General features: G+C 66.0%; 23 protein-coding genes. 13 read left to right on the forward strand and 10 right to left on the reverse strand.

Annotation, left to right across the window (positions count from 1 at the left end; translation table 11 throughout):
* Nucleotides 1-16: 16 nt before the first annotated feature.
* A complete protein-coding gene (locus I6F09_RS27420) occupies nucleotides 17-976 on the forward strand; it encodes a helix-turn-helix domain-containing GNAT family N-acetyltransferase (RefSeq protein ID WP_109144982.1) in 960 nt (319 codons plus the stop codon).
* Between the two features lie 191 nt (nucleotides 977-1167).
* Here the strand turns inward: I6F09_RS27420 and moaB are convergent, their stop codons facing one another.
* A complete protein-coding gene (moaB, locus tag I6F09_RS27425) occupies nucleotides 1168-1731 on the reverse strand; it encodes a molybdenum cofactor biosynthesis protein B (protein ID WP_225189496.1) in 564 nt (187 codons plus the stop codon).
* A gap of 35 nt (nucleotides 1732-1766) precedes the next feature.
* A complete protein-coding gene (locus I6F09_RS27430) occupies nucleotides 1767-2708 on the reverse strand; it encodes a neutral zinc metallopeptidase (protein ID WP_036006315.1) in 942 nt (313 codons plus the stop codon).
* A 418-nt stretch (nucleotides 2709-3126) separates the two neighbouring features.
* Between I6F09_RS27430 and I6F09_RS27435 the strand changes: the two genes are divergently transcribed.
* From I6F09_RS27435 to I6F09_RS27445, 3 genes are all read left to right on the forward strand, one after another.
* Entirely contained in the window at nucleotides 3127-4257 is a 1131-nt protein-coding gene (locus I6F09_RS27435) for a site-specific DNA-methyltransferase (protein WP_036024862.1), read from the forward strand.
* 132 nt (nucleotides 4258-4389) lie between these two features.
* Nucleotides 4390-4716: a hypothetical protein gene (locus tag I6F09_RS27440; protein WP_036037226.1), complete on the forward strand. Its 327-nt coding sequence runs from the start codon at nucleotides 4390-4392 to the stop codon at nucleotides 4714-4716.
* Between the two features lie 128 nt (nucleotides 4717-4844).
* Entirely contained in the window at nucleotides 4845-5525 is a 681-nt protein-coding gene (locus I6F09_RS27445) for a glutathione S-transferase family protein (protein WP_225114449.1), read from the forward strand.
* Nucleotides 5526-5579: 54 nt separating this feature from the next.
* On the opposite strand, the gene I6F09_RS27450 is transcribed toward I6F09_RS27445, so the two are convergent.
* The 5 genes from I6F09_RS27450 to I6F09_RS27470 form a co-directional block, all read right to left on the reverse strand.
* Nucleotides 5580-7589 carry a methyl-accepting chemotaxis protein gene (locus tag I6F09_RS27450; protein ID WP_225189497.1) on the reverse strand — a complete coding sequence of 670 codons (2010 nt, stop codon included), beginning with the start codon at nucleotides 7587-7589 and terminating at the stop codon, nucleotides 5580-5582.
* 268 nt (nucleotides 7590-7857) lie between these two features.
* Nucleotides 7858-10404: an HWE histidine kinase domain-containing protein gene (locus I6F09_RS27455; RefSeq protein ID WP_225150225.1), complete on the reverse strand. Its 2547-nt coding sequence runs from the start codon at nucleotides 10402-10404 to the stop codon at nucleotides 7858-7860.
* A complete protein-coding gene (locus tag I6F09_RS27460; RefSeq protein ID WP_225189498.1) occupies nucleotides 10401-10985 on the reverse strand; it encodes a biliverdin-producing heme oxygenase in 585 nt (194 codons plus the stop codon). The genes I6F09_RS27455 and I6F09_RS27460 overlap by 4 nt, the downstream gene beginning before the upstream one ends.
* A gap of 126 nt (nucleotides 10986-11111) precedes the next feature.
* A complete protein-coding gene (locus I6F09_RS27465; protein WP_225189499.1) occupies nucleotides 11112-11327 on the reverse strand; it encodes a DUF1127 domain-containing protein in 216 nt (71 codons plus the stop codon).
* 5 nt (nucleotides 11328-11332) lie between these two features.
* Nucleotides 11333-11776 (reverse strand): nuclear transport factor 2 family protein, encoded by a 444-nt coding sequence (locus tag I6F09_RS27470; protein WP_225189500.1) that lies wholly within the window; start codon nucleotides 11774-11776, stop codon nucleotides 11333-11335.
* Nucleotides 11777-11867: 91 nt separating this feature from the next.
* Between I6F09_RS27470 and I6F09_RS27475 the strand changes: the two genes are divergently transcribed.
* Nucleotides 11868-12791, forward strand: coding sequence for a LysR family transcriptional regulator (locus I6F09_RS27475; protein WP_225189501.1), 924 nt, complete (start codon nucleotides 11868-11870; stop codon nucleotides 12789-12791).
* 109 nt (nucleotides 12792-12900) lie between these two features.
* Here the strand turns inward: I6F09_RS27475 and I6F09_RS27480 are convergent, their stop codons facing one another.
* Nucleotides 12901-13521, reverse strand: a complete 621-nt coding sequence (locus tag I6F09_RS27480) for a glutathione S-transferase family protein (protein WP_036006329.1) — start codon at nucleotides 13519-13521, stop codon at nucleotides 12901-12903.
* 124 nt (nucleotides 13522-13645) lie between these two features.
* On the opposite strand from I6F09_RS27480, the gene I6F09_RS27485 reads away from it, so the two are divergent.
* Nucleotides 13646-14923: a flavin-dependent oxidoreductase gene (locus I6F09_RS27485; RefSeq protein WP_225189502.1), complete on the forward strand. Its 1278-nt coding sequence runs from the start codon at nucleotides 13646-13648 to the stop codon at nucleotides 14921-14923.
* Between the two features lie 210 nt (nucleotides 14924-15133).
* On the opposite strand, the gene I6F09_RS27490 is transcribed toward I6F09_RS27485, so the two are convergent.
* Both I6F09_RS27490 and mutY read right to left on the reverse strand, forming a co-directional pair.
* Complete coding sequence (locus tag I6F09_RS27490) at nucleotides 15134-15556, reverse strand: PaaI family thioesterase (RefSeq protein ID WP_036006298.1); 423 nt, start codon at nucleotides 15554-15556, stop codon at nucleotides 15134-15136.
* A 65-nt stretch (nucleotides 15557-15621) separates the two neighbouring features.
* The gene (gene mutY, locus I6F09_RS27495; protein WP_225189503.1) at nucleotides 15622-16713 is read right to left on the reverse strand and encodes an A/G-specific adenine glycosylase; all 1092 of its coding nucleotides are present in this window, start codon (nucleotides 16711-16713) and stop codon (nucleotides 15622-15624) included.
* An 83-nt stretch (nucleotides 16714-16796) separates the two neighbouring features.
* Between mutY and I6F09_RS27500 the strand changes: the two genes are divergently transcribed.
* From I6F09_RS27500 to I6F09_RS27530, 7 genes are all read left to right on the forward strand, one after another.
* Nucleotides 16797-17078: a type II toxin-antitoxin system RelE/ParE family toxin gene (locus I6F09_RS27500; RefSeq protein WP_057026282.1), complete on the forward strand. Its 282-nt coding sequence runs from the start codon at nucleotides 16797-16799 to the stop codon at nucleotides 17076-17078.
* Nucleotides 17053-17373 carry a HigA family addiction module antitoxin gene (locus I6F09_RS27505; RefSeq protein WP_036024868.1) on the forward strand — a complete coding sequence of 107 codons (321 nt, stop codon included), beginning with the start codon at nucleotides 17053-17055 and terminating at the stop codon, nucleotides 17371-17373. Before I6F09_RS27500 ends, I6F09_RS27505 begins: the two co-directional genes overlap by 26 nt.
* 10 nt (nucleotides 17374-17383) lie before the next feature.
* Complete coding sequence (locus tag I6F09_RS27510) at nucleotides 17384-17881, forward strand: DciA family protein (protein ID WP_225189504.1); 498 nt, start codon at nucleotides 17384-17386, stop codon at nucleotides 17879-17881.
* 140 nt (nucleotides 17882-18021) lie between these two features.
* Entirely contained in the window at nucleotides 18022-18693 is a 672-nt protein-coding gene (locus I6F09_RS27515) for a DsbA family protein (RefSeq protein ID WP_225147857.1), read from the forward strand.
* A gap of 217 nt (nucleotides 18694-18910) precedes the next feature.
* Nucleotides 18911-22375 carry a chromosome segregation protein SMC gene (gene smc, locus I6F09_RS27520; protein ID WP_225189505.1) on the forward strand — a complete coding sequence of 1155 codons (3465 nt, stop codon included), beginning with the start codon at nucleotides 18911-18913 and terminating at the stop codon, nucleotides 22373-22375.
* A 150-nt stretch (nucleotides 22376-22525) separates the two neighbouring features.
* Entirely contained in the window at nucleotides 22526-23506 is a 981-nt protein-coding gene (locus tag I6F09_RS27525; RefSeq protein WP_225189506.1) for a small ribosomal subunit Rsm22 family protein, read from the forward strand.
* Nucleotides 23507-23644: 138 nt separating this feature from the next.
* A complete protein-coding gene (locus tag I6F09_RS27530; protein WP_225189507.1) occupies nucleotides 23645-24205 on the forward strand; it encodes a LemA family protein in 561 nt (186 codons plus the stop codon).
* Nucleotides 24206-24235: the final 30 nt, after the last annotated feature.

The raw sequence follows: 24235 nt of genomic DNA on the forward strand, positions 1-24235 counted from the left end.
ATATCGAGGTGATCCCATGCTATCGAAAGCTTTGCCGTCAAGCGCCGTCGCCGAACAGGCTGCCGGCGACCCCGTCGCGGCGGTTCGCGCCTTCAACCGCTTTTACACCCGCAAGCTCGGTGTGCTCGACCAGCACCTCGGCAATAGTCCGTTCTCGCTCAGCGAGGCGCGGGTGCTCTACGAGCTCGCCCATCGCGACGACCTTGCCGCAAAAGAGATCGGACACGAGCTCGGTCTCGATCCCGGCTATCTCAGCCGCATCGTCCAGAGCTTCGACGAGAAGGGGCTGATCACGCGAAAGCCGCTGCCCGCGGACCGCAGGCAGTACCAGCTCAGCCTGACCGCCAAAGGCCGGCAGGCTTTCGCCAAGCTGAACCTGAACTCGCAAAACGAGGTCGCCGCGATGCTGGCTCAGCTTTCGCCTGGCGATGCGACCCGGCTCACGCAGGCGATGGCCACGATCGTGGCCGTGCTGGAGCAACGCCGAAGCCCGCCCGCTTCTTTCATGCTGCGCAGCCATCGCGTCGGCGACATGGGCTGGGTGATCTCCCGCCAGGGCGCCGCCTATGCTGCGGACTACAATTGGGACATCAGTTACGAGGCGCTGGTCGCCGAGATCTGCGCACAGTTCATCAGGAATTACGACGCCGCGCGCGAGCACTGCTGGATCGCGGAGGTCGGTGGCGAGCCGGTCGGCTCGGTGTTCCTGGTCAAGGCCACGGACGAGATCGCCAAACTCCGCCTGTTGCAGGTTGAGAAGAAAGCACGGGGCCTCGGCGTCGGCCGCGCCCTCGTCGAGCAATGCATCCAGGGCGCCCGCGAGCGCGGCTACAGCAAGATGACGCTGTGGACGCAGAGCATTTTGGTGGCTGCGCGCGGGATTTATCAAAGCGCGGGATTCAAGCTGGTCGCGACGGAGCCGCATCACAGCTTCGGTGCCGACCTGGTCGGCGAGACGTGGGAGCTGGATCTCTGATCTCGCAGCGAGCGAGATGCGCGTTGCTGCGCCCTCTCCCCTTGCGGGAGAGGGCATGTCAACTGGCAAATGCAAGCTCGCTTGGGTGAGGGGTATGTCTCCACAAGCATTGGTGCGCGCGGAGAGAACCCCTCATCCGGCGCTTCGCGCCACCTTCTCCCACAAGGGGTGAAGGGAAGAAAAGCAAGAACTCACACCGTCGCGCCCTGCGCTTTCGGCCGGCGCAGATGCTCGTCCAGCCGCGGCATGATCTCGACGAAATTGCAGGGGCGCGTGCGGTAGTCGAGCTGAGCCGCCAGGATGCCGTCCCAGCCGTCGCGGCAGGCGCCGGGCGAGCCCGGCAGGCAGAAGATGTAGGTCGCGCCCGCCACGCCGGCGGTGGCGCGACTCTGGATCGTCGACGCCCCGATCTTGCCGTGGCTCAGCATGTGGAAGGCGATCGAGAAGCCGTCCATGCGCTTCTCGAACAGCGGCTCGATCGCCTCGGGCGTGACGTCGCGCCCGGTAAAGCCGGTGCCGCCGGTGGTGATGACGACGTCGATGCCGCTATCGGCGATCCAGCGGCGGATCACGGCGCGGATCGCCTCGACATCATCGGTGACGATCTCGCGCGCGGCGAGATGATGACCCGCAGCGGTGAGACGATCGGCGAGGGTCTGACCGGACTTGTCGTCCGCAAGCGCGCGCGTGTCGGACACCGTGAGCACCGCAATGTTGAGCGGGATGAATTGTTTGGATTCGTCGATGGAGGCCATTCTTCACCCTCGCTCGTCGTTCCGGGGCTGACGCGTTACAACGCCCCCGCACCGAACGTGTTGCAGGCTTGGACCGTGCCCTGCTGGTAGCCGATCATGAACCATTGCTTGCGTTGCGCCGCCGAGCCGTGGGTGAAGGAGTCGGGTACCACGCGGCCGGTGGCCTGGCGTTGCAGCGTGTCGTCGCCGATCGCGCTCGCCGTGGTCAGCGCCGCCTCGATGTCGCCGGGCTCGAGGAAGTTCGGACGCTTCTTCGCCTCACGGTTGACCCAGACGCCGGACAGACAATCGGCCTGCAACTCCACCTTGACCTGGAGCGCATTGGCCTCGGCCTTCGAGCCGACCTGCTGCTGCAGCCGCGTCACGCGCGGAATGATGCCGAGCAGGTTCTGGATGTGATGGCCGACCTCGTGCGCGATGATGTAGGCGGTGGTGAAATTGCACGCCGACTTGCCGGAACAGCCGCGAAAGCGGGTCTCGACCTCGCGGAAGAAGGCGGTGTCCAGGAAGATGGTCCGGTCGGGCGGACAATAGAACGGCCCCATGGCCGACTGCGCCATGCCGCAGCGACCGCCATTGGTGGCGTTGCGGAACAGCACGATCTTCGGACCGGTGTACGACTGGCCGTTGGCCTGGAAGATCTCGCTCCAGCGATCGTCGAGCTCGCCGAGGATGCCGGAGATCATGCTGCCCATCTCGTCGGTCGGCGCGCCGCGCTTGCCGGAGGAGGCCTGACGATCGGTCTGATAGGTCGGCGCATGGCCGCCGCCGGAGAGGATCTCGGCGCCGCCGATCAGGATGCGGGGATCGATGCCGAAGGCGTAGCCGACCAGGCCGAGGATGATGATGGTGCCGATGCCAAGCCCGCCACCGCCCATCGGCAGGCCGAACCCGCCGCCTCCGCCTCCGCCAAAGCCACCACCTTCGTCGCGACGATCCTCGATGTCGTCGCTGCGGCGGAAGTCATCGTAGCGCATGGCGGCCTTTCCTCTGGGGTCCCTGATTCAAGTTTCGACGGCGCACAGAAACGCGAAAGCTCAACGCGCCACATACGTAAAATTTCCGTTGCTTTTATCAATATCGTGGCCGGCAAAAATTGCCTAGTGCGACAGCCTGTCGATGCCAGCAAATTTTTCCGAGGGCCGAGCAGTTTTTTCCGAGAGAAATTTACAGCCTTTTTCCCGCCACGATCGCTCCAGCGAACCGCGCAAGTACGAAATGCACTGTAAAACAAGGCGAATGCGCGCAGCAATGTGTGCGCGAACGATGATGCGAGGAGTGCTCACGAAAGCGGCTGGTTAAGTCGATTTTTACTTTGCCCCTTCAATGTAACGGCCAGTCGGTTGTTTGGTCCCGCGTCGCCGACAGCGTCGCCTGAGTCAGAGTTCTTGAGTCATGGTAGAGTCGCGTCGCGGGGCGTCTGCAAGGGCGCCCCGCACAAATTTTGAGTCCCCTTCGCATCGCATCATCGTCGGTGATTGCGTCGCCGAGATGTCGAAGCTGCAGGCAGGCAGCGTCGACCTGGTGTTCGCCGATCCGCCCTACAATCTGCAGCTCAAGGGCGACCTCAAGCGTCCCGACGAATCCCATGTCGATGCCGTCAACGACGACTGGGACAAGTTCGATTCGTTTGCCGCCTACGACGACTTCACCCGCGCCTGGCTGCTCGCCGCACGCCGCGCCATGAAGCCGTCGGCGACGATCTGGGTGATCGGCTCCTATCACAACATCTTCCGCGTCGGCGCCATCATGCAGGACCTCGGCTTCTGGCTGCTGAACGACATCGTCTGGCGCAAGACCAATCCGATGCCGAATTTCCGCGGTCGCCGCTTCACCAACGCGCACGAAACCATGATCTGGGCCGCGCGTGACGAAAAAGCCAAGGGCTACACGTTCAACTACGAGGCGCTGAAAGCGGCCAACGAGGACGTGCAGGCGCGGTCCGACTGGCTGATCCCGCTCTGCACCGGCGAGGAGCGCCTCAAGGGCGCCGACGGCAAGAAAGTGCATCCGACACAGAAGCCGGAAGGCCTGCTGGCGCGCGTGCTGCTGTCCTCGTCCAAGCCCGGCGATCTCGTCATCGACCCGTTCAACGGCACCGGCACCACCGGCGCGGTCGCCAAGCGCCTCGGCCGCTCCTATGTCGGCTTCGAGCGCGACAAGACCTACGCCAAGGCGGCCGAGGCGCGCATCGCCAAGGTCGAACCGTTGCCGGAAGAAAGCCTTGCCCCGTTCATGACCGCGCGCGAGGCGCCGCGCGTTGCGTTCTCCGAGCTGATCGAGCGCGGCATGATCATGCCCGGCACCAAGCTGTTCGACGCCAAGAAGAAGTTAGGGGCGCTGGTGCGCGCCGACGGCGCCATCATGCTTGGCGACAAGGTCGGCTCGATCCACCGGATCGGCGCGGTGGCGCAAGGCGCGCAGGCCTGCAACGGCTGGACCTTCTGGCACGTCGAGACCAGGAAGGGCCTCAAGCTGATCGACGAGCTGCGCGCCGAGATCCGCGCGGGAATGGCGGCGGAGTAGTTTCCTCTCCTAAGTCATTCCGGGGCGCGCGCAAAGCGCGCGAGCCCGGAATGACGTCCGCGTGAGTTGAAAGCCGCGCCAACCAGGACTAGACTCGCCCCCATCAGCCTCCGTCCTGACCGGCCTGCTCCCATGCGACGACAGTCCGAGACATTGCTGCTGGTGCCGCTGCTGCCGATCTTCCTGATCGGCATGTTTCCGATGTTCCTGATCGCGCTGCTCGGATTCTTCGGCCTGGCGCTGTTCGGCGTGCTCGTGATCTGCGTCGGGCTCGCCAGCAGCAACGAGGCGCACGATACTTTCAACCACGACGTCATCGTTCACGGCTATGCGCGCGGGTCGGAGCGCGCGGCGCGGGCCTCGGACATGCATCTCGCCGCGCGGCTCGGCCTGCGGCTGGAAGCCGTGGGCGCGGCCATGGTCGTTGCGGCGGCAATCGGCCTCTGTTACGCCGCCTGATCTGCGTACCGCGCAGACACCGCCCGGCAAACTCGCCGGTTGCTCTCTCGGGCGAGGTTCAGGCAAGACAGGCTCGCCCAACGACGCCGCGGCCGCGCGCGGCAATATAGACACCGGGGAGATGCTTGATGCTCAAGTTCTATTTCAATGGATCACCGAACCCGACCAAGGTCGCGCTCTATCTCGAAGAATCCGGCCTGCCGTTCGAGCCGGTGAAGATCGACACCCGCAAGGGCGAGCAGTTCACGCCGGAATTCCTCAAGATCAATCCGAACGGCAAGGTGCCGGCGATCGACGATGGCGGCACCATCGTGTTCGATTCGAACGCCATCCTGCTCTATCTCGCCGAGAAGACCGGCAAATTCCTCCCAACCAACCGCGCCGAGCTCTTGTCCTGGCTGATGTTCGTCGCGAGCGGCGTCGGGCCCTTTTCCGGTCAGGCCGTGCATTTCAAGCATTTTGCGCCGAAGGACCAGAACCACGACTACGCCCATAACCGCTATCAGTACGAGACCGACCGCCACTACAAGATCCTCGACGCTCACCTGAAGGACCGCCGCTACATGGTCGGCGACAGCTATTCGATCGTCGACATGGCGCTGTGGGGCTGGGCGCGGATGGTGCCGTTCAAGCTCGGCGACGACGCCTTTGCGCGATACCCGAATGTGAAGCGGCTGGTCGACGAGATCTCGGCGCGCCCGGCGGCGGCGCGCGCCATCGCCCTGAAGGACAAGTTCACCTTCAAGGCCGAGATGGACGACGAAGCGCGAGCCAACATGTTCAAGCACATGACGACCAAGGTGGCTTGATCGCGCCGCTGTTCGAGGCCACGCGCATGCGCGTGGCCTCTTGCTTTCAAGACGTCAGGCAGCGTGGACCGAGCTCAGGAACTTGGCGACCTCCTGTTTCAACCGGTTGCTGTCGGCCGACAGCGAGCGCGCCGCCGACAACACCTGCGAGGAGGCCGAGCCGGTCTCGGAGGCGCCGCGCTGCACGTCGCCGATGTTGGACGAGACGAGCTGGGTGCCCTGGGCCGCCTGCTGGACGTTGCGGGAGATCTCCTGCGTCGCCGCGCCCTGCTGCTCCACGGCCGCGGCGACCGTCGAGGCGATCTCCGACAGCCGCTCGATGGTGCCGCTGATCTCCCGGATCGAGCCGACCGACTCCTCGGTCGCGGCCTGGATGCCGGAGACCTGCTGGGCGATCTCGCCGGTGGCCCTTGCCGTCTGCTCGGCGAGCGCCTTGACCTCAGTAGCGACCACGGCAAAGCCGCGGCCGGCTTCGCCCGCGCGCGCCGCCTCGATCGTGGCGTTCAGCGCCAAGAGGTTGGTCTGGCCGGCAATGGTGCTGATCAGCTCGACCACGTCGCCGATCCGCGCGGCGGCCTTGGAGAGCGCGCCGACGCGCTCGTTGGTCCGGCTCGCCTGACCGACAGCCTCGGTGGCGATGCGGGCGGATTCCTGCACCTGGCGGGCGATCTCGGAGACCGAGGAGGAGAGCTCCTCGGTCGCAGAGGCGACCGCCTGCACATTGGCCGAGGCCTCCTGCGAAGCGCTGGCGACCTCCGTCGAGAGGTCCTGGGCGCGCGCGGCAGTCGTCGTCAACGTGCCGGCGGAGGCTTCGAGCTCGCCCGATGCCGACGACACCGTGTTGACGATCTCGCCCACGGCCTGCTCGAACTGATCGGCGAGCCTGGCCATGTCTTTCCTGCGGTTCTCGGCCTGCCGCGCCTCGAGTTCGGCCTGCTCGGCGCGCATGCTCTCGGTCTCGATCATGTTGTCCTTAAAGACCTGGATCGCCTTGGCCATGTCGCCGATCTCGTCGGCCCTGCCGCGGCCGGGAATCTCGACCTCGAGATTGCCGCCGGCAAGCCGCCCCATCGCCTGCGTCATCAAGGTCAGCGGACCGACGATGCTGCGGGCGATGAGGAAGGCGACGATGCCTCCGAACAGGATGGCGAGGCCGCCGGCGATCTCCTGCACGGTCGTCGTTCCCGCGATCACGGCCTCGGCGGTGGTGCGCGATACCTGGTAGTCCTCCTTCAGCGTCGTTTCCGCCACCTTGAGCTTGCCGATGCTGTCGACGATGAGGGGCGCGAGGCTCTTGTGGTAGATCTCGTCCGCTTTAAGCATCGCTGCGGAGGTCGTCTCGAACGCCGTCTTGTAGGTTTCAAGCGAGGTCTTCACCGGCGCCAGCGTGGCGCGCAACGCCGCCGCCTGCGGGCTCTTTTCGAGTGCCCCGAGCCGTTGTAATGCCCTGTCGATGCTCGCCCTGAAGGTCGCAGGGCCCTGCGCATCGCGAAGGGCCAGAAAACGCCAATTTACGATCCTCACGAGCAGGATTCGGGATTCGAGATCGGCGACGAGGGAAGCGGTATCTTCATCGACGGCGGCGCGCGCCACGTCGACGAGCTTGTTCGTCTTGGTGGCAAGGTCCTCGCCACTCGGCAGCAGCGTCGCCTTGCCCGTTCTCGTCTCGTTGACGGCGTCGCCGAGATTGTCACGCAGGCGTCGCATTTTCGCGATCTCGTCGATCAGGCCGTTGTAGAGCGCGCGCCGCTCCTCGGAGAGCGCCCCCTGAGCGCCGACCCGGAGCAGCTCGCTCGCCGCGGTCTCGCGCTCTTGCGCTTCCTTCATTGCGGACTCGTTGCCGTCGTAGACGTAGCGCAAATTGGCCCGCTGAATAGCCTGCAGATGGGCCGATATTTCCAGCACCCGCGCCGTGCTGTCCGAGAGGGCAGATTGTCTTGCGACCTGATCCTGCACGTCCCGCAAATTCCAGACGGCAACCACCGCCATCACGAGACCCACCGCCACCAGGGCCATGAAGCCTGCGTACAGGCGTCCCCTGATCCGCAAACGAAATTTCGGCATTCCCACTGTCCACCCAGATGCATGTGAATTCGAGGGGCCGAACGACTCCGGCGATCGTCACGGCCACTCCGGCAGCCGCACGCCGCGCCCTGGCGGCCTACGCTGCACCGCGACACAATGGGGGACACTTCTTAATTGAACCTTCAAATTCCTCGCCCGCCCGATCTCGACCCGCACCAAATCTGCCGATTTTGGCAGCAGCTATGCAAAGCCGCATGCGAATCCGCTGTGCCATGCACGCCGATGCATGCTGTTCGTCAGGGGATGCCTATTGGGCGCCGGCCTGCTGCAATTTGCCGAGTGCATTTTCGACCACTTCCAGCGTGTAGGGCTTCTGGACCACCGGCGCGGAGGCCAACTGCTCGGGGATCGGCGCGCGCTCGCCATAGCCGGTCGCGAAGATGAAGGGCACCCCGATCTCCTTCAGCTTCTGCGCCACCTTGATGCTGCTCTCGCTGCCGAGATTGAGATCGAGCAGGGCAAAGCTCGGCCGCGAACGCTCGATCGAGCGCAGTGCCTGGTCGACGGTTGCGGCGGTGTCGACGTGGCGGGCGCCGAGGTCGAGCAGGATGACCTCCGCGGCCATCGCGATGATCAGGTTGTCCTCCACGATCAGGGCCGTGTCGGAAATCCGTGGACGGGCAGATTGCTGCTCCTCGATACGCATGGCGGCTCCCGCGATGGATGGGACGAGCTGGACGAAGTTGGGCGGAATGACGAACTTCGCCTGGACGCCCAGGAGGTCGAAACGGATCTCGGCATCGCCCTTGAGATCGAACGGCACCGATCGCTCGATGATGGTGGTGCCGAAGCCGCGCCGCGACGGCGGCTGCACGGGCGGACCGCCGCTCTCCTTCCACTCGATGACGAGGCTGGAAGACGGGTCGAGGCGCCAGACCACCTCGACACTGCCGGTGGAATCGGCAAGCGCGCCGTACTTGGCGGAATTGGTCATCATCTCATGAACGACGAGCGCCAGCGTCGCGAACGCCTTTGGATCGAGCGCGACGTCCGGACCGCCCATCTTCACCCGGTCTGCGCGCGCACCGAGATAGGCGCCGGCCTCGGACTCGACCAGGGTGCGGAGCGCGACGGGTGCCCAGTTCAGGTTCGTGATCTGGTCGTGGGCGCGCGCGAGAGCCTGGATGCGGCCGCCGAGCACGCTGGCGAACTCCTCGATGCCGGTCGCAGTCTCCTTGCTCTGCGCCACCAGGGCGCGCACGAGGCTCAGGATGTTGCGGACGCGATGATTGAGCTCGGCGATCATCAGTTCCTGCCGCTCCTGTGCCCCGCGGCGCTCGCGCGCGGCGAGGTCGGACAGTTGCAGGATCACCTCCAGCAGCGTGACGCGCAGGCTCTCGGCGATGCGGATATCGGCCGCCGACCACGGCTTCGACTGCCCCGCCACCGTTTCCTGCCATAGCTCGAAGCTCTTGCGCGGGGTCAGACGCGGCCCATGCGGCCCTTCGTCGTAGACCTTGTTGGGATCGGCAGCCCATTTCACCGATCGCGTGACTTCGCGGCGGAAGAAGATCAGGCAATCGCGCGGGGTCCGCGAGATCGGGATGGCGAGAAAGCCCGCCGCGCGGTCACGGAAGGCCTGGCCGGCGGCGTAGACCTGGGCGATCTCGGCGCTGGCGAAGATCCGGCCCGGCGAAGTCCGGTTGATGAAGGCGACGAGATCCTTCACCTCGTCTTCGGTCGGGGTCTCGCCCTCGAGCGCGATGGTATTATCGGACCAGACTGCGACGCCGTCGCACTCGATCATCTTGCGGTAGTCGCCCAGGAAATCGACGATCGCCCGCCGGCTGTGGTCGTGCGAGGCCGCGATCTCGATCAATCGCTCCTGGACCTGATGCGCGCGGGCCTCATAGGCGACGTCACCCTCGCGCTCGCGGCCTTCCACGATCCACGAGAACATCTGACCGAACAGCTCGGAGGCCGTGCGTTTGTCGAACGAAATGTAACGCGGCGAATAATGGTGGCAGGCAAACAGACCCCACAGCTTGCCGTCGCGCAGGATCGACACCGACATGGAGGCGGCAACGCCCATGTTGCGCAGATATTCGATGTGGATCGGCGACACCGAGCGCAGCACGCTCATCGACAGGTCGAGCAGTCCCGCATTATGCGTGGCCGTGGACATCAGCGCGGCAGGCCGCGCGTCGACGTCGGCGATGATGCGCAGCCAGTTGCGCTGATAGAGCGCGCGCGCCTGCCTTGGGATGTCGGAGGCGGGGTAACGCAGACCGAAAAAGGATTCGAGCCCGGACTCCGCCGTCTCGGCGATCACCTCGCCAGACCCGTCCGGGTGAAACTGATAGACCATGACGCGGTCGAAGCCGGTCAGCACCTTAAGCTGACGCGCCGCCTCGCGCGCAAGATCGGCCATTCCGCGCGTCTTGCGGATCCGTTCGAGCATCAAGCGCACGAGCTCGCCGGAATTGACGCCGGGCTCGTGGACGCTCGGCTCCGCCTCGACGATCAGATAGACGCCGGAGAGATGGATCGAAAGATCAAAGGGTGGCTTGCCGGGCTGCAGCTCGACGCCGAACAGGCGCTCGGTCGCATCCGGACCGCCGAGATGATCGACCCGGCTGCGGATCGTTTCGACCGCCGCCTCGGAGATCACGCCCGACAGCGGCCGCTGCAGCAGGTCGGCAACATCCGTTCCAAGAAAGCTCCCGACGTTATCCGAGGCCATGCAGATCGTGAAATCCGAGAGCACGGCCAGCAGGAAGCCAAACGGCTGCACACTGCCGGGAATGTGGATCGGCTCGCGGTCGCAATTGGTGAGATTGACGGCCTGGTTCATGCCCGGTCCGCCGCCTGCTCGAATGCGGCGAAGGCGATGCGGGCCGCCTCGATTGCCTCGTCTTCGTCCCAGCACTCGTTGGTTGCAAGCTTCGCCAGGAAAGTCTGCCAGAGCCGCCTGCCGGTGCCGTGACTGAGATAGGCGACAGCTTCGCGGATGCGCGGATTGCCGGAATCCGCGACCATCTTCAGCAGGAATTTTGCCCCGAGACGGGAGCCTTCGAGCACATACATCGTGCCCAGCACGCCGCTGCGCGTCAGTGGGGGTACGGACACCAGCCTCGGCACCGCGCTGCCGAGGCGCTCGAGATCAGCCAGGATTGCCACGCTTCGCGACCGCTCCGGCCAGTCCGAGAAAGCCCTGCTGACGTCGGCCTCGACGAGTGCCGTCTCGAGCGGCAGCAAGGCGCCGGCGCTGGCTTGCAGAAAGCGCCGATAGCCGGAGAGCTCGGTCAGATCGAACGCCGATAGCTGCGCGTCGAGGTCGCGGTGCGCGGCCGACGTTGCGTCTCTTAGTCGTTCGCGCAGTCCGGAGAAGCTGCGGCCTCCCTGCGTTGAAACGTCCGAAGCCCCAGCCAGCATGAAATTCCCGAGAACGCAGGTTGCCGCGGGCGCGACGCGCCCGGCAACCGAGGGAACGCCGGCGGCACGCAATAGTTCCGCCGGCCTTGGCACTGCGAGAGGCGAGACATCGGGGGTCCACTCCGTTCATTTCCGCCGAACCGGCTTTCTGAGCTCGTGCTCGATCTCGCTCCGGGACATCCCGAAATCCTGAAGCTCGCGTTCGGTCATGGCCGCGAGCTGGCAGCGGACCCGAGACCGCTCGCGCCGGGCCTGCATGAGTTCCAGCAGCGCCCGGCAGGCCCGCACAAACATCGCGGGCCGTGACGAACAGGAGCGGCCGGTGGACGCGAGCTGGTCCAAGCCGGTCAGCTCGCTGCCCTCGCGGGAGCTTGCGGAAACGGGCCGAGCGCCTTCTCGGTCAGCATGGAGTCGCAGTACTCGCGAATCTCCTTGATCTTGCCGTCCTCCAGGCGAAACACGAGGCAATAATCGTTGTCGTAACGCACGCCCTCGGGCGTGACGTTATCTCCCTTGGCTTCGACCACCACGATGTCGCCATCGGCGATGAAGCGATGGGCGACGGTCCGCGTGCGGTCGCGCAGGCGCGTGCGGACATAGCCGTGCAGATCTTTGAGGATCGCGTCCTTGCCGGCAAAGGTGCGCGACCAGGAATATTGCCCGGTGACGACCCATTTGGCGTCGTCGGCGAGACTTGCGCTGAACAGGGCGCGGTCGCGCGCGGCGGGATCGGGATTGGCGGCCGCGGCAAAGATATCCTGCAGCAGTTTCTTGTTGGCGCTCGCGTTCATGGCGGCATCTCCTCGTGGTGACAACGCCGAGATCATCGCCGGGCCAACGTCATTCTTCAAATCGATATGAAATATGATATCTATTCACCTTATGAATTTGAAAACGCTCGACCTCAACCTATTGACCGCGCTCGACGCATTGCTCCGCGAAGCCAATGTCAGCCGCGCGGCGATGAGGATCGGCCTGTCACAGCCGGCGACGAGCCACGCATTGCAGCGCCTGCGCGACATCTTCGGTGACCCGCTGCTGGTGCGCACGGGCGTACGAATGGAGCTGACGCCGCGGGCGCTCGCCTTGCGTGCGCCGCTGGCGCAGGCGCTCGACCAGGTCCGCGGGCTGTTCGTGCCCGATGACTTCGATGCCGCGCGCAGCGAGCGGCAGTTCCGCCTGATGATGCCGGATCTCGCAGTCGAGCTGTTGATGCCGCCCTTGATGGCGAAAGTGACGCGCCTTGCCCCCAACGTCCGCATCGACGTGGTGCCGTGGCGGGGACCTGCGATCTTCCACGCCGAGTTCGCCCGCACCATCGACCTCGTGATCTCGATCGGCAACGCCTTCAAGGGGTTTCATCGCCAGCTGCTCTACACCGACAGCGACGCGCTGGCGGTGCGGCGCGGCCATCCCGTCGGATCGAGGCTGAAGCGGCGCGAGGCGTTCCTGGCCGCCCGCCATGTCGGCGTGATCATCCGCGGCAATGCCGAGGATCTCATCGACACCTGGCTGCACAGCAAAGGCGTCGAGCGACATATCTCGCTTGTCGTGCCGGGCTATCTCGAAGCCTTGCACGTTGCCGCGCGCACCGATCTCGTCGCCTTCGTGCCGCGCCGGCTGATCGCCGCGCTGTCGCAGCAGCTCGGCCTCGTCACGGTGACGCCGCCGCTCGATCCAGGGATCGACGAGCAGTTCATGTTCCACCCGACGCGCGCGCAGATGGACCCCGGTTCGATCTGGCTGAGAAGGCTGATGCTGGAGACGGGGCGGCAGCTGGAGCAAGCCAGGCGGAAACTCCCGTAGCAACTCTCGTAGGGTGGGTTAGCCGAAGGCGTAACCCACCACTTTGGCTTCCGCAGCGACAGACGAGGTGGGTTACGCTGTGCTAACCCACCCCACAACAGCTGCGCTCCTACGCCTTCTGCGCCGCCATCACCTTGCTCACCGCGGGGCGATCGGACATGCGCTTGAAGTGATCGGCGATCTTCGGCGTCGCATTGATGTCGACGCTGTCGCCTTCGAGCCAGGTCGAGAGCGTATAGAGATAGGGATCGCAGATCGTGTACTGATCGCCCATCACCCAGGGTCCCCGAAACATCTTCTGCTCGATCAGCTTGAAGCAAGCGCCCATGGTCTTCGGCACCATCGCCTTCATGTCGGCGAACGAGCTCTCCTCCGTCGCCCAGCGCGCGCCGCGCATCTTGTGGGCGTGGTTGATGTGCACGGTCGAGCAGAGATAGGAGTTGAACGACTGCACCTGGGCGAAGTCGAAGGGATCGTCGAGCGGCGCGAGCTTCGCCTTGGGGAAGGTCTGCGCGAGATAGGCCAGCATCGCCGGCGTCTCGGTCAGGACGCCGCGGTCGGTGACCAGCGCCGGCACCCGGCCCTTCGGGTTGATGGCGAGATAGTCCGGGCTGTTCTGCTGGTTATCCTTGAAGCTCAGCCGCTCAGCGGTGTAGTCGGCGCCGGCCTCTTCCAGGGTGATGTAGGTGGCGAGCGCGCAGGTGCCGGTGGCGTAGTAGAGCTTGAGCATGTCGGACCTCATGGGGAAAACCGGAGGTTAACGGTCCTCCGCCGCGCCGTCCATAGGCGGCCTGTTCGCAGTTGCCCACGGCCGCCCGGCTGTGCCAAGACGCCTCCATCGGAGGGGTTTTCTCATGACGGTACTCATCGCCGGTGGCGGCATCGGCGGGCTGACGCTTGCGCTCAGCCTGCATCAAATCGGCGTTCCCGTGAAAGTGTTCGAGAGTGTCGCGGAACTGAAGCCGCTCGGGGTCGGCATCAACGTGCTGCCGCATGCGGTGCGCGAGCTGATCGAGCTCGGCCTGCTGGACAAGCTGGACGCCAGCGGTGTGCGGACGCGCGAGCTCGCATATTTCTCCAAGCACGGCAAGCCGATCTGGAGCGAGCCGCGCGGCCTTGAGGCCGGCTACAAATGGCCGCAATTCTCGATCCATCGCGGCACGCTGCAGCAGATCCTGCTCGACACCGCGCTCGAGCGGCTCGGCCGCGACAACATCCTCACCAGCCATCATCTGACCGGCTGGAGCGAGACGGCGGGCGGCGTGCGCGCCGACTTTGTCGACAGGGCGACCGGCAAGGCCGCCGGCACCTACGAGGGCACGATCCTGATCGCCGCCGACGGCATCCATTCCGCCGCACGAGAAAAGCTCTATCCGAACGAAGGCCCGCCGATCTGGAACGGCCGCATCCTCTGGCGCGGCGTCACGCCGGCCAAAGCCTTCCTCACCGGCCGCAGCATGATCATGGCCGGTCACGAGATCCTGAAATTCGTCTGCTATCCGATCTCGAAAGAAGCGGACGCCGACGGCAACCACCTCATCAACTGGGTCGCGGAGCGCCACATGCCGCCGACCTATCAGTGGCGTCGCGAGGACTATAACCGCACGGCGCGGCTCGATGAGTTCCTGCCCTGGTTCGAAAGCTGGCAGTTCGACTGGCTCGACGTGCCCGCCCTGATCAGGAACTGCCCGCACGCTTACGAATATCCGCTGGTCGACCGCGATCCGGTGTCGCAATGGACCTTCGGCCGCGTCACGCTGATGGGCGATGCCGCGCATCCGATGTACCCGATCGGCTCGAACGGCGCCTCGCAGGCGATCCTCGACGCGCGCGTCATCACGCGCGAAATCCTGGCGCACGGTCCGACGCAGGCGGCACTGCTCGCCTATGAGGCCGAGCGGCGGCCCGCAACCACCGACCTCGTCCTGCTCAACCGCAAGAACGGTCCCGAGCAGGTGATGCAGCTGGTCGAGGAGCGCGCGCCTGACGGGTACAAGGTCGTCACCGACGTGCTGTCGCAAAAGGAGCTGGAGGACATCGCCGCGAACTACAAGCGCGTTGCGGGATTTCAGGTCGAGGCGCTGAATGCGAAGCCGCCGATCGTAAGCAAGGACGCGCGGGCGAAGGGGTGAGTTCTTTGCTCAAGGCGAGATGTGCGCGAATACGCCCTCTCCCCTTGCGGGAGAGGGCAGCGACGCAGGTAGAAGCGGACTCACTTGGGTGAGGGGTTCTGTCCGCAGGTAAATCTTTTGCCGTAGAATTCGCTGAGGCAACCCCTCATCCGGCGCTTCGCGCCACCTTCTCCCGCAAGGGGAGAAGGAAGAGCAGTGCGCACCGCCGAACTATTTTCCCACCACCCTCGCCGCCTCCAACAATCGCTCGCTGGCGCTTGCCGTCGCCAGCACCGTGCCGTCCTCTGCCATCAGCTTGGCTTCGACGAAGGCGATGGTCTTGCCGAGCTGCGTGACCTTGGCTTCGCCGGTGATCGGACCGGGCTTTGCGGGTGCCAAAAAATTCACGGTCATGCTGATCGTGGTGGTGTAGAGCCGGCCCTCGCTCATCACCAGCACCGCCGGACCCATGGTGTCGTCGAGCATCGCCGAGAGCATGCCGCCCTGGATGAAGCCCGCGGGGTTGCAGAACTCCGGCTTGCCGTCGAAGCCGAGCTTGATCCAGCCCTCCTCCGGACGGGCATCGAGCAGGCGCCAGCCGAGCAGCTCGGCGCATGGGGGCCTTGGGAAGTTATCGAGCGCGGTCTTGACCATGCGAGATCTCCTTTGCCCCCTGTTAGCGCAAGACTGCTGACAGCCTGCTGTCAGCAGGATGGATGCTAGAGATCCAATCCATGCGCGATGACCTTGCGCATGACGTTGGGCAGCGCCTCATCTGCCAGAGTCGCGATCGGCACCCAACGCATGCCCTCGGGCGCGCGGACCCGGGCCTCGGCCTTGGCCGTGTAGACCACCAGCTCGAGCGGAAAATGCGTGAAGACGTGGGTGACGACGCCCACCTTGCGCTGCCAGCGCGACAGCCCCTTGAGCTGCGGCGCCTGCTGCTTCGCCGTTGCATCGTCCTGGCCGGCGATCCAGTCCGAGCACGGCACCTCCGTCATGCCGCCGAGCAGCCCCTTTTCGGGCCGCGAGCGAACCAGCAATTCGGCACCGCGCGTGACCACGAAGGCGGCGCCGCGCCTGAGCATCCCGCTCTTCTTCGGTGCCTTGCGCGGGAACGTCTCCTGGGTGCCCTGCGCGCGTGCCGTGCAGTCCTCTGTGAACGGACACAGCGAGCAGGCCGGCTTCTTCGGCGTGCAGATCGAGGCGCCGAGATCCATCAGCGCCTGCGCGCTGTCGCCGGCGCGAGACTCCGCCAGCAGCGTCGCGGCGAGTTGCTGGATGAGCGGCTTGGCTTGCGGCAGCTCCTCCTCGACCGCGAACAGCCGCGACACCACGCGCTCGATATTGCCGTCGACCGGCATGGTGCGGCGGTCGAACGCGATCGCCGCAATCGCCGCCGCCGTGTAGGGCCCGATCCCCGGCAGCGCGCGCAGCCCCTCCTCGGTATCCGGAAACACGCCGCCATGCTCGCGCGTCACGGCGACCGCGCAGGCATGGAGGTTGCGTGCGCGCGAGTAATAGCCGAGCCCGGCCCACATCCGCAGCACGTCGTCCTGCGAGGCTCGCCCCAGCGCCGTGACATCCGGCCAGCGCGCGACGAATTTTTCGAAATAGGGGCCGACCGCCTTCACGGTGGTCTGCTGGAGCATGATCTCGGAGAGCCAGACGCGGTAGGGATCGGACGCCTCGCCGGGCGCGGCGCGCCAGGGCAGTCGGCGCCGGTGGCGGTCGTACCATTGCAGGAGCGCGAGCGGGCGAACCGACGACGCCGTACTCTGTTCCTTCTTGCGCGCAGTCGTGGAGAGCATGCACCTTTACTAGAGGAGGATTCCGCCTGTGGCCAGCGCGACCGGACCGTTGCGCGCTATAACGCCTTGCGTTATACACAGACATGATCCAGAGCTTCGCCAACTCCGAGACAGAGTTGATCTGGTCCGGTCGGCGAAGTCGAAAACTGCCGCCCGACATTCAGAATGTGGCTTTGCGAAAGCTGCGCTTGCTGAACCAGGCGCGGGTGTTGGCGGATCTCAAGGTTCCTCCGGGCAATCGGCTGGAAGCCCTGAAAGCCAACCGCGAAGGTCAGCACTCGATCCGGATCAACGATCAGTGGCGCATCTGTTTTGTGTGGGATGAAGGAGGACCGAGAGATGTCGAAATCGTCGACTACCACTAGGAACGGGTTCCTCCGCAATCCCCATCCCGGCGAGATCCTGCTGGAGGAGTTTTTGAAGCCGATGGAGCTGAGCCAGAACGCGCTGGCGCGGGCCGTTCACGTCCCGCCGCGGCGGATCAACGAGATCGTCCTCGGCAAGCGCGACATCACCGCCGACACTGACCTGCGGCTCGCCCGCTATTTTGGTCTGTCGGAGGGCTTTTTCCTGGGTCTGCAGATGGACTATGATCTGATGCAACGACGGCGCGAGATCGATCGCGACCTCAAGGCCATCCGGCCTCGCGCCGCGGCATAACGGACGGCTCATGTCCAAATTCGGCCCCATCTTCAAGCCCGGCCCGGTCAGCGCCAAACCGCTCGGGATCCTGCTCGACGACGTCTTTGCCGAGGCCTATGCCAAGCAGGGCTTTGCGGCGCGCGAGCTGGTGACGCGGTGGGCGCAGATCGCAGGGCCGGAGATCGCGGCCCATGCCGAGCCGCTCAAGATGCAATGGCCACGGCCGGTCGAGGGTCAGCCGCAGGAGCCGGCAACCCTGGTGCTACGGGTCGAGGGGCCGATGGCGCTGGATATCCAGCACTCGGCCGACGTGATCCTGGAGCGGGTCAACCGCTTCTTCGGCTGGAGCGCGGTCGGCAAGCTCGCCTTCCGCCAGGCGCCGCTGTCGCGGCCCCGGACCCGGAAGCGGCCCGGCCCGCCGGACCCCAAGGCCGTCGCCAAGGTGGCGGAGAACCTGACCGACATCGAAGATGAAGAACTGAAGACGGCGCTGGCGCGCCTTGGGGCCGCCATCAAGCGAAATTGAGCCTCATTCCGCGGCCAAACTGGACCTGTCCGCAGCGCCCGCCATTGCCTCAAACGACGTTTCAAGCTAGCGACAGGCCGTCCGAGCAGGAAACCTTGACCCGTCCTTTGGGCGAACCTTGCCAATCCCGGGAGCCGACCTTGATCATCACCCGCCGCGCCTTCACCACGATGCTGTCGCTGACCGGGCTTGCCGCGTTCGCCGGGCTCTCGCCGCTGCGGTTCATCTCGGACGCCATTATCCCTGAAGCAATGGCGCAGTCGGCCGCCGATGTCGCCAAGCCGGTGTCGCTGCCCGACATGGCGCTCGGCCCGAAGGATGCCGCCGTCACCATCACCGAATACGCCTCGATGACGTGTCCGCACTGCGCCGCCTTCAACGAGCAGGTGTTCCCGAAGATCAAGACGGAATACATCGACACCGGCAAGGTGCGTTACATCTTCCGCGAGTTCCCGCTCGACATCAAAGCCGCCGCCGGCTCGATGCTGTCGCGCTGCATCGCCAAGGACGATGCGCCGAAATACTTCGCGGTCACCGACATGCTGTTCCGCCAGCAGAATGACTGGGTGATGAAGAACACCACCGAGACCCTGACGCGGATCGGCAAGCAGGCCGGCCTCACCCAGCAGCAGGTCGAGGCCTGCCTGAAGGACCAGGCGCTGCTCGACAAGATTGCCGCCGACCAGAAATATGCCAGCGACGTGCTCAAGGTGGATTCGACGCCGACCTTCTTCATCAACGGCGAGAAGATCAAGGGCGACACCTCGTTCGAGGAGTTCGCCAAGAAGATCAACCCGCTGCTGAAGAGCTGATTCGCTCGTCAAGATCCTGATTCGCATCTCGAAAGCCGTATCTTTCCCGGCATAAATCCCTTGGGAAAAGCGGCTTTCGCCGGTTGCCCTCGCGGCGCACCGCGGCCATTGTCCAGCCGCATGAGGCGCCTCGCGCGACTCACCCAGACAGCGACATTGCCTTCCATGGTATTGTCCCGGCAGGGGGATTCGCGCCTGCCAACAGAGATGCGTGCTTATGAAAATCACCCGCCTGCGCCTTCACGGCTTCAAGTCCTTCGTTGAGCCCACGGACTTCGTCATCGAGCCCGGCCTGACCGGCGTGGTCGGCCCCAACGGCTGCGGCAAGTCGAATCTCGTCGAGGCGCTGCGCTGGGCGATGGGCGAGACCTCCTACAAGAGCTTGCGCGCCGCCGACATGGATGCGGTGATCTTCGCCGGCTCCGGCAACCGTCCGGCGCGCAACCATGCCGAAGTGACGATGACGATCGACAATGCCGATCGCACCGCGCCGGCGGCGATGAACGACAGCCAGATCCTGGAAATCTCCCGCCGCATCGAGCGCGAGGCGGGCTCGGTCTACCGCATCAACGGCCGCGACGTGCGCGCCCGCGACGTGCAGATCCTGTTCGCCGACGCCGCCACCGGCGCACGCTCGCCCGCCCTCGTTCACCAGGGCAAGATCGGCGAGATCATCCAGGCCAAGCCCGAGCAGCGCCGCCGCGTGCTGGAAGACGCCGCCGGCGTCGCCGGCCTGCACGCCCGCCGTCACGAGGCCGAGCTGCGGCTGAAGGCGGCCGAAACCAACCTCACCCGCGTCGAGGATGTGATCGGCCAGCTCTCCGGCCAGATGGAAGGCCTGAAGAAGCAGGCTCGCCAGGCCGTGCGCTATCGCGAGATCGCCGCCAAGGTCCGCAAGGCCGAAGCCACGCTGTTCCACCTGCGCTGGGTCGGTGCCCATGCCGACGTCAACGAATCCGGCCAGACCCACGATCTCGCCGTGCGCGAGATGGCCGAGCGCACCCAGCACCAGGCCGAAGCCGCCCGCATCCAGGCGATCCGCGCCGCCGAGATGCCGGCGCTGCGCGATGCCGAAGCGCGCGCCGCGGCCGGCCTGCAGCGCCTGACCAATGCCCGCGAGCAGCTCGACCGTGAGGAAGAGCGCGCCAAGGAGCGCGTCACCGAGCTCGAGCGCCGCCTTGCCCAGTTCGGGGGCGACATTTCCCGTGCTCAGCAGCAGACCATGGATGCCGACGTCGCGCTGCAGCGGCTCGACGCCGAAGATGCCGAGCTGAAGGAAGAGATCAAGTCGCGCGTCGAGAAGCGCTCCGGCGTCGACGAGCGCGTTGCCGAGGCCGAGGCGGTGCTGACCGAAACCGAGCAGCGCTTCGCCGAGCTCACCACCGCGCTCGCCGACCTCACCGCCAAGCGCAACCAGCTCGAGGCCAACGTCCGCACCCATCGCGACAAGCTCGCCCGGCTCGATCAGGAGATCGCGAACGTCACGGCGGAAGAGCAGAAGCTCACCGAAGCAACCGGCGGCTTCGGCGATCTCGACGAGCTGACCGCGCTGGTCGAGACGGCGGAAGAGACGCTGGCGGCCTCCGAAGCTGCGGCGCAGGCCAGCGAAGCTGCGCATGTCGCGGCACGCCAGACGCTGGAATCCTCACGCTCGCCGCTGGTCGAGGCCGACAAGCGCGTGCAGCGGCTCGAGACCGAGGCGCGCACGATCTCCAAGATCGTCAACGGCGAGACCAAGAATTTGTGGCCGCCGATCATCGACGGCATCACCGTCGACAAGGGCTTTGAAAAGGCGATCGGCGCGGCACTCGGCGACGATCTCGATGCGCCGATCGATCCGTCGGCGCCGATGCGCTGGACCAATGTCGGACACACCGAGGGCGATCCGGAGCTGCCCGAAGGCGCCGTTCCGCTCTCCAACCATGTGCAGGCGCCGGCCGAGCTGGCGCGTCGCCTCGCGCAGATCGGTGTCGTCCCGCGCGAGCGCGGCGCCGAGCTGGTGTCGCAGCTCAAGACCGGCCAGCGGCTAGTCTCGCCTGAGGGCGACGTCTGGCGCTGGGACGGTTTTGTTGCCGCGGCGCATGCCCCGACCGGCGCCGCGCGGCGCCTGGCCGAGCGTGCCCGCCTCGTCGACATCGAGAACGAGCTGGAGCAGGCCCGCATCGACGCGCAGATCAAGCGCCAGGCGCTGGAGAACGCCGAGTCCGAGCTGCAGATGGCGGCCAGCACCGAGGGCGCTAGCCGCGAGGCCTGGCGCGCCGCGCAGCGCGAGCTCAACGTCGCGCGCGAGCGCCACGCCAATGCCGAGCGCGAGATCAGCCGCCATGCCGCGCGCAAGGCGACGCTGTCGGAGGCGCACAGCCGGCTCGCCGCCGATCGCGCCGAAGCCGAGGCCGCCTACGAATACGCCCAGGCCGGCATCGGCGAGCTGCCGTCAAGCGAGGACACCGAAACCCAGCTCGCCGCCGTCCGCAGCGACATCGAAGGCCGCCGCCGCATGGCCGCCCAGGTCCGCGCCGAGGCGCAGGCGCTGGCACGCGAAGCCGAGCTCGCCGATCGCCGCGTGCAGGCGATCCTCGCCGAGCGCACCGAGTGGCAGAACCGCAAGGAGAGCGCGGCCTCCCACATCGACACCATCCAGGCCCGCATCGCCGAGCTCACCATCGAGCGCAGCGAGCTCGAAAACGCCCCGGCCGTGTTCGCCGAGAAGCGCAGCGCGCTGATCACCGAGATCGAATACGCCGAGAACGACCGCCGCATGGCCGCCGACGCACTTGCCACCGCGGAAACCGCAATGGCCGAGACCGACCGCGTCGCCAAGCTGACGCTCGAGGCGCTCTCCAGCGCCCGCGAGGCCACCGCCCGCGCCGAGGAGCGCATGGAAGGCGCCCGCCGCCGGCTCGAGGACATCGAGCGCGAGATCCGCGACATGCTCGAGGTCGAGCCGCAGGCCGTCGCCGGCCTTGCCGAGCTCGAGCCCGGCGCCGAACTGCCGCCGCTGCACGAGATCGAGGAGGACCTCGAGAAGATGCGCCGGGACCGCGAGCGCCTCGGCGCCGTCAATCTGCGCGCCGAGGAAGAGCTGCGCGAGGTCGAGACCCAGCACACCGGCCTTGTCACCGAGCGCGACGACCTGGTCGAGGCCATCAAGCGGCTGCGCCAGGGCATCCAGAGCCTCAACAAGGAAGCCCGCGAGCGGCTGCTGACCTCGTTCGACGTCGTCAACGACCACTTCAAGCGCCTGTTCGTCGAGCTGTTCGGCGGCGGCGAAGCCGCGCTGCACCTGATCGAGAGCGACGATCCGCTGGAAGCCGGCCTCGAGATCATCGCCAAGCCGCCGGGCAAGAAGCCGCAGACGCTCTCGCTGCTCTCGGGAGGCGAGCAGGCGCTGACCGCGATGGCGCTGATCTTCGCGGTGTTCCTGACCAACCCCTCGCCGATCTGCGTGCTGGACGAAGTCGACGCGCCGCTCGACGACCACAACGTCGAACGGTACTGCAACCTCCTGCACGAGATGACCGGCTCGACCGACACGCGCTTTATCATCATCACGCACAACCCGATCACGATGGCGCGGATGAACCGCCTGTTCGGCGTCACCATGGCCGAGCGCGGCGTGTCGCAGCTGGTGTCGGTGAGCCTCGCCGAGGCCGTGGACATTCTCGACCAGAACGTGGCGTGATAGCTCGATCGCGCCACACCCATTGCGTCATCATCCGCCTTGTGCGCAAATTGCGCACTGGTGCGGACTGATCCAGTACGCCGCGGCTTCTCGGTTAACGGCACTGTCTCGGAGTACTGGATGCCCCGCCTTCGCGGGGCATGACTGCGGATGATGATCTCCCCCACCCTTCCCGCCGAACTGAAAGCCGCCCTCGACGGCAAGCTACAGGGCTTGTCTCGCAGCGACGCGGCCCGGCGCTCGCAGAGGATCTCGACTACGTATCGCGCCGGCGGCACCTCCGGCACGATCAAGTCGGACGCAGATGCGCTCGCGTATGCGCTGGCGCGCATGCCCGCGACCTACGCGGCGGTGGCGGCGAGCCTCAATGCGCTCACCGAGATCGCGCCTGATCTCGCCCCCGAAACATTGCTCGACGTCGGCGCCGGTCCGGGCACCGCCAGCTGGGCCGCCGCGGAAGCCTTTCCGTCGCTACAGGATTTTACCCTGCTCGATGCCAACGTCACGCTGAGCCGGCTCGCGCTCGAACTGGCACACGGCAGCTCGCGATTGGCGGAGTGCCGTTATCTGCCCGGCGATGCCGGCGGCAACCTCGCCGAGGTCTCACAGGCCGATTTCGTCATCGCCAGCTACATCATCGGCGAGCTCAGCGAGGCCGATCAGCGCAAGCTGACCGAGGCGATGTGGGCCAAGGCGCGCCACGCGCTGGTGGTGATCGAGCCCGGCACGCCCGCTGGCTATGCCCGCATCCTCGCCCTGCGCCAGCAGCTGATCGCAGCTGGCGCCTTCGTCACCGCGCCCTGCCCGCACGAAAGGCCGTGCCCGCTCATCGCGCCCGACTGGTGCCATTTCAGCCAGCGCCTGCCGCGCTCGCAGGCGCACCGGCAGATCAAGGGCGCCGAGGTGCCGTTCGAGGACGAGCGCTTCATCTACGTCGCCCTGACCCGCACCCCGCCCGCGAGCCGCGCCGCGCGCGTGCTGGCACCGCCGGACATCGGCAAGGCCGAGATCGCGGCCAAGCTTTGCACGGAGGCTGGGGTTGCGCCGGCAAAAGTCCCGCGGCGGGACAAGGCGGCCTATGCCGAGGCCCGGCGCTGGCGCTGGGGCGATGCCGTCATGTCCGAAAGTTAATTTCGCTGGCCGTGCCTGCCTTGAACTCGGGCCGTTCCTGATCCGACCAAGTCTTACCTTCCCTCCGCGCCGGGCTCTCATCCTGCGTTAATTTCGTCTACCCTAGCGCCCGCCTTCTTCCCTCTTCAGGAGTTCTCCATGTCGACCGGCTGGATCGTTCTCGGCGTCATCGTCGTCCTCGCGCTGATCGCTTTCAGCGCCTACAACCGCCTGGTGGCGCTGAGCCAGCGTGTCGGCCAGGCCTTTGCCGACATCGACGTGCAGCTCAAGCAGCGTCACGACCTGATCCCGAACCTGGTCGAGACGGTGAAGGGCTACGCCTCGCACGAGCGCGGCACGCTCGACGACGTCATCAAGGCGCGCAATTCGGCGATGTCGGCACAGGGTCCGGCGCAGGTGTCCGCGGCCGAGAACCAGCTCTCCGGCGCGCTCGGCCGGCTGATCGCGCTGTCGGAGGCCTATCCCGACCTCAAGGCCAACGCCAATTTCCAGCAGCTCGCGTCCGAGCTCTCCGACCTCGAAAATAAGATCGCGGCGAGTCGTCGCTTCTTCAACAACGCGGTGCAGGAATACAATACCGGCATCCAGCAGCTGCCCGCCGCCTTGTTCGCCGGCATGTTCGGCTTCACCAAGAAGGACTTCTTCGATCTCGGCGCCAGCCGCACCGACGTCGAGACCGTGCCGCAGGTGAAGTTCTGATTTGAGCCGATAGGCCGGCAGGGCATCGCG

Source organism: Bradyrhizobium sp. IC3195 (assembly GCF_020193585.1).
GTDB lineage: Bacteria > Pseudomonadota > Alphaproteobacteria > Rhizobiales > Xanthobacteraceae > Bradyrhizobium > Bradyrhizobium yuanmingense.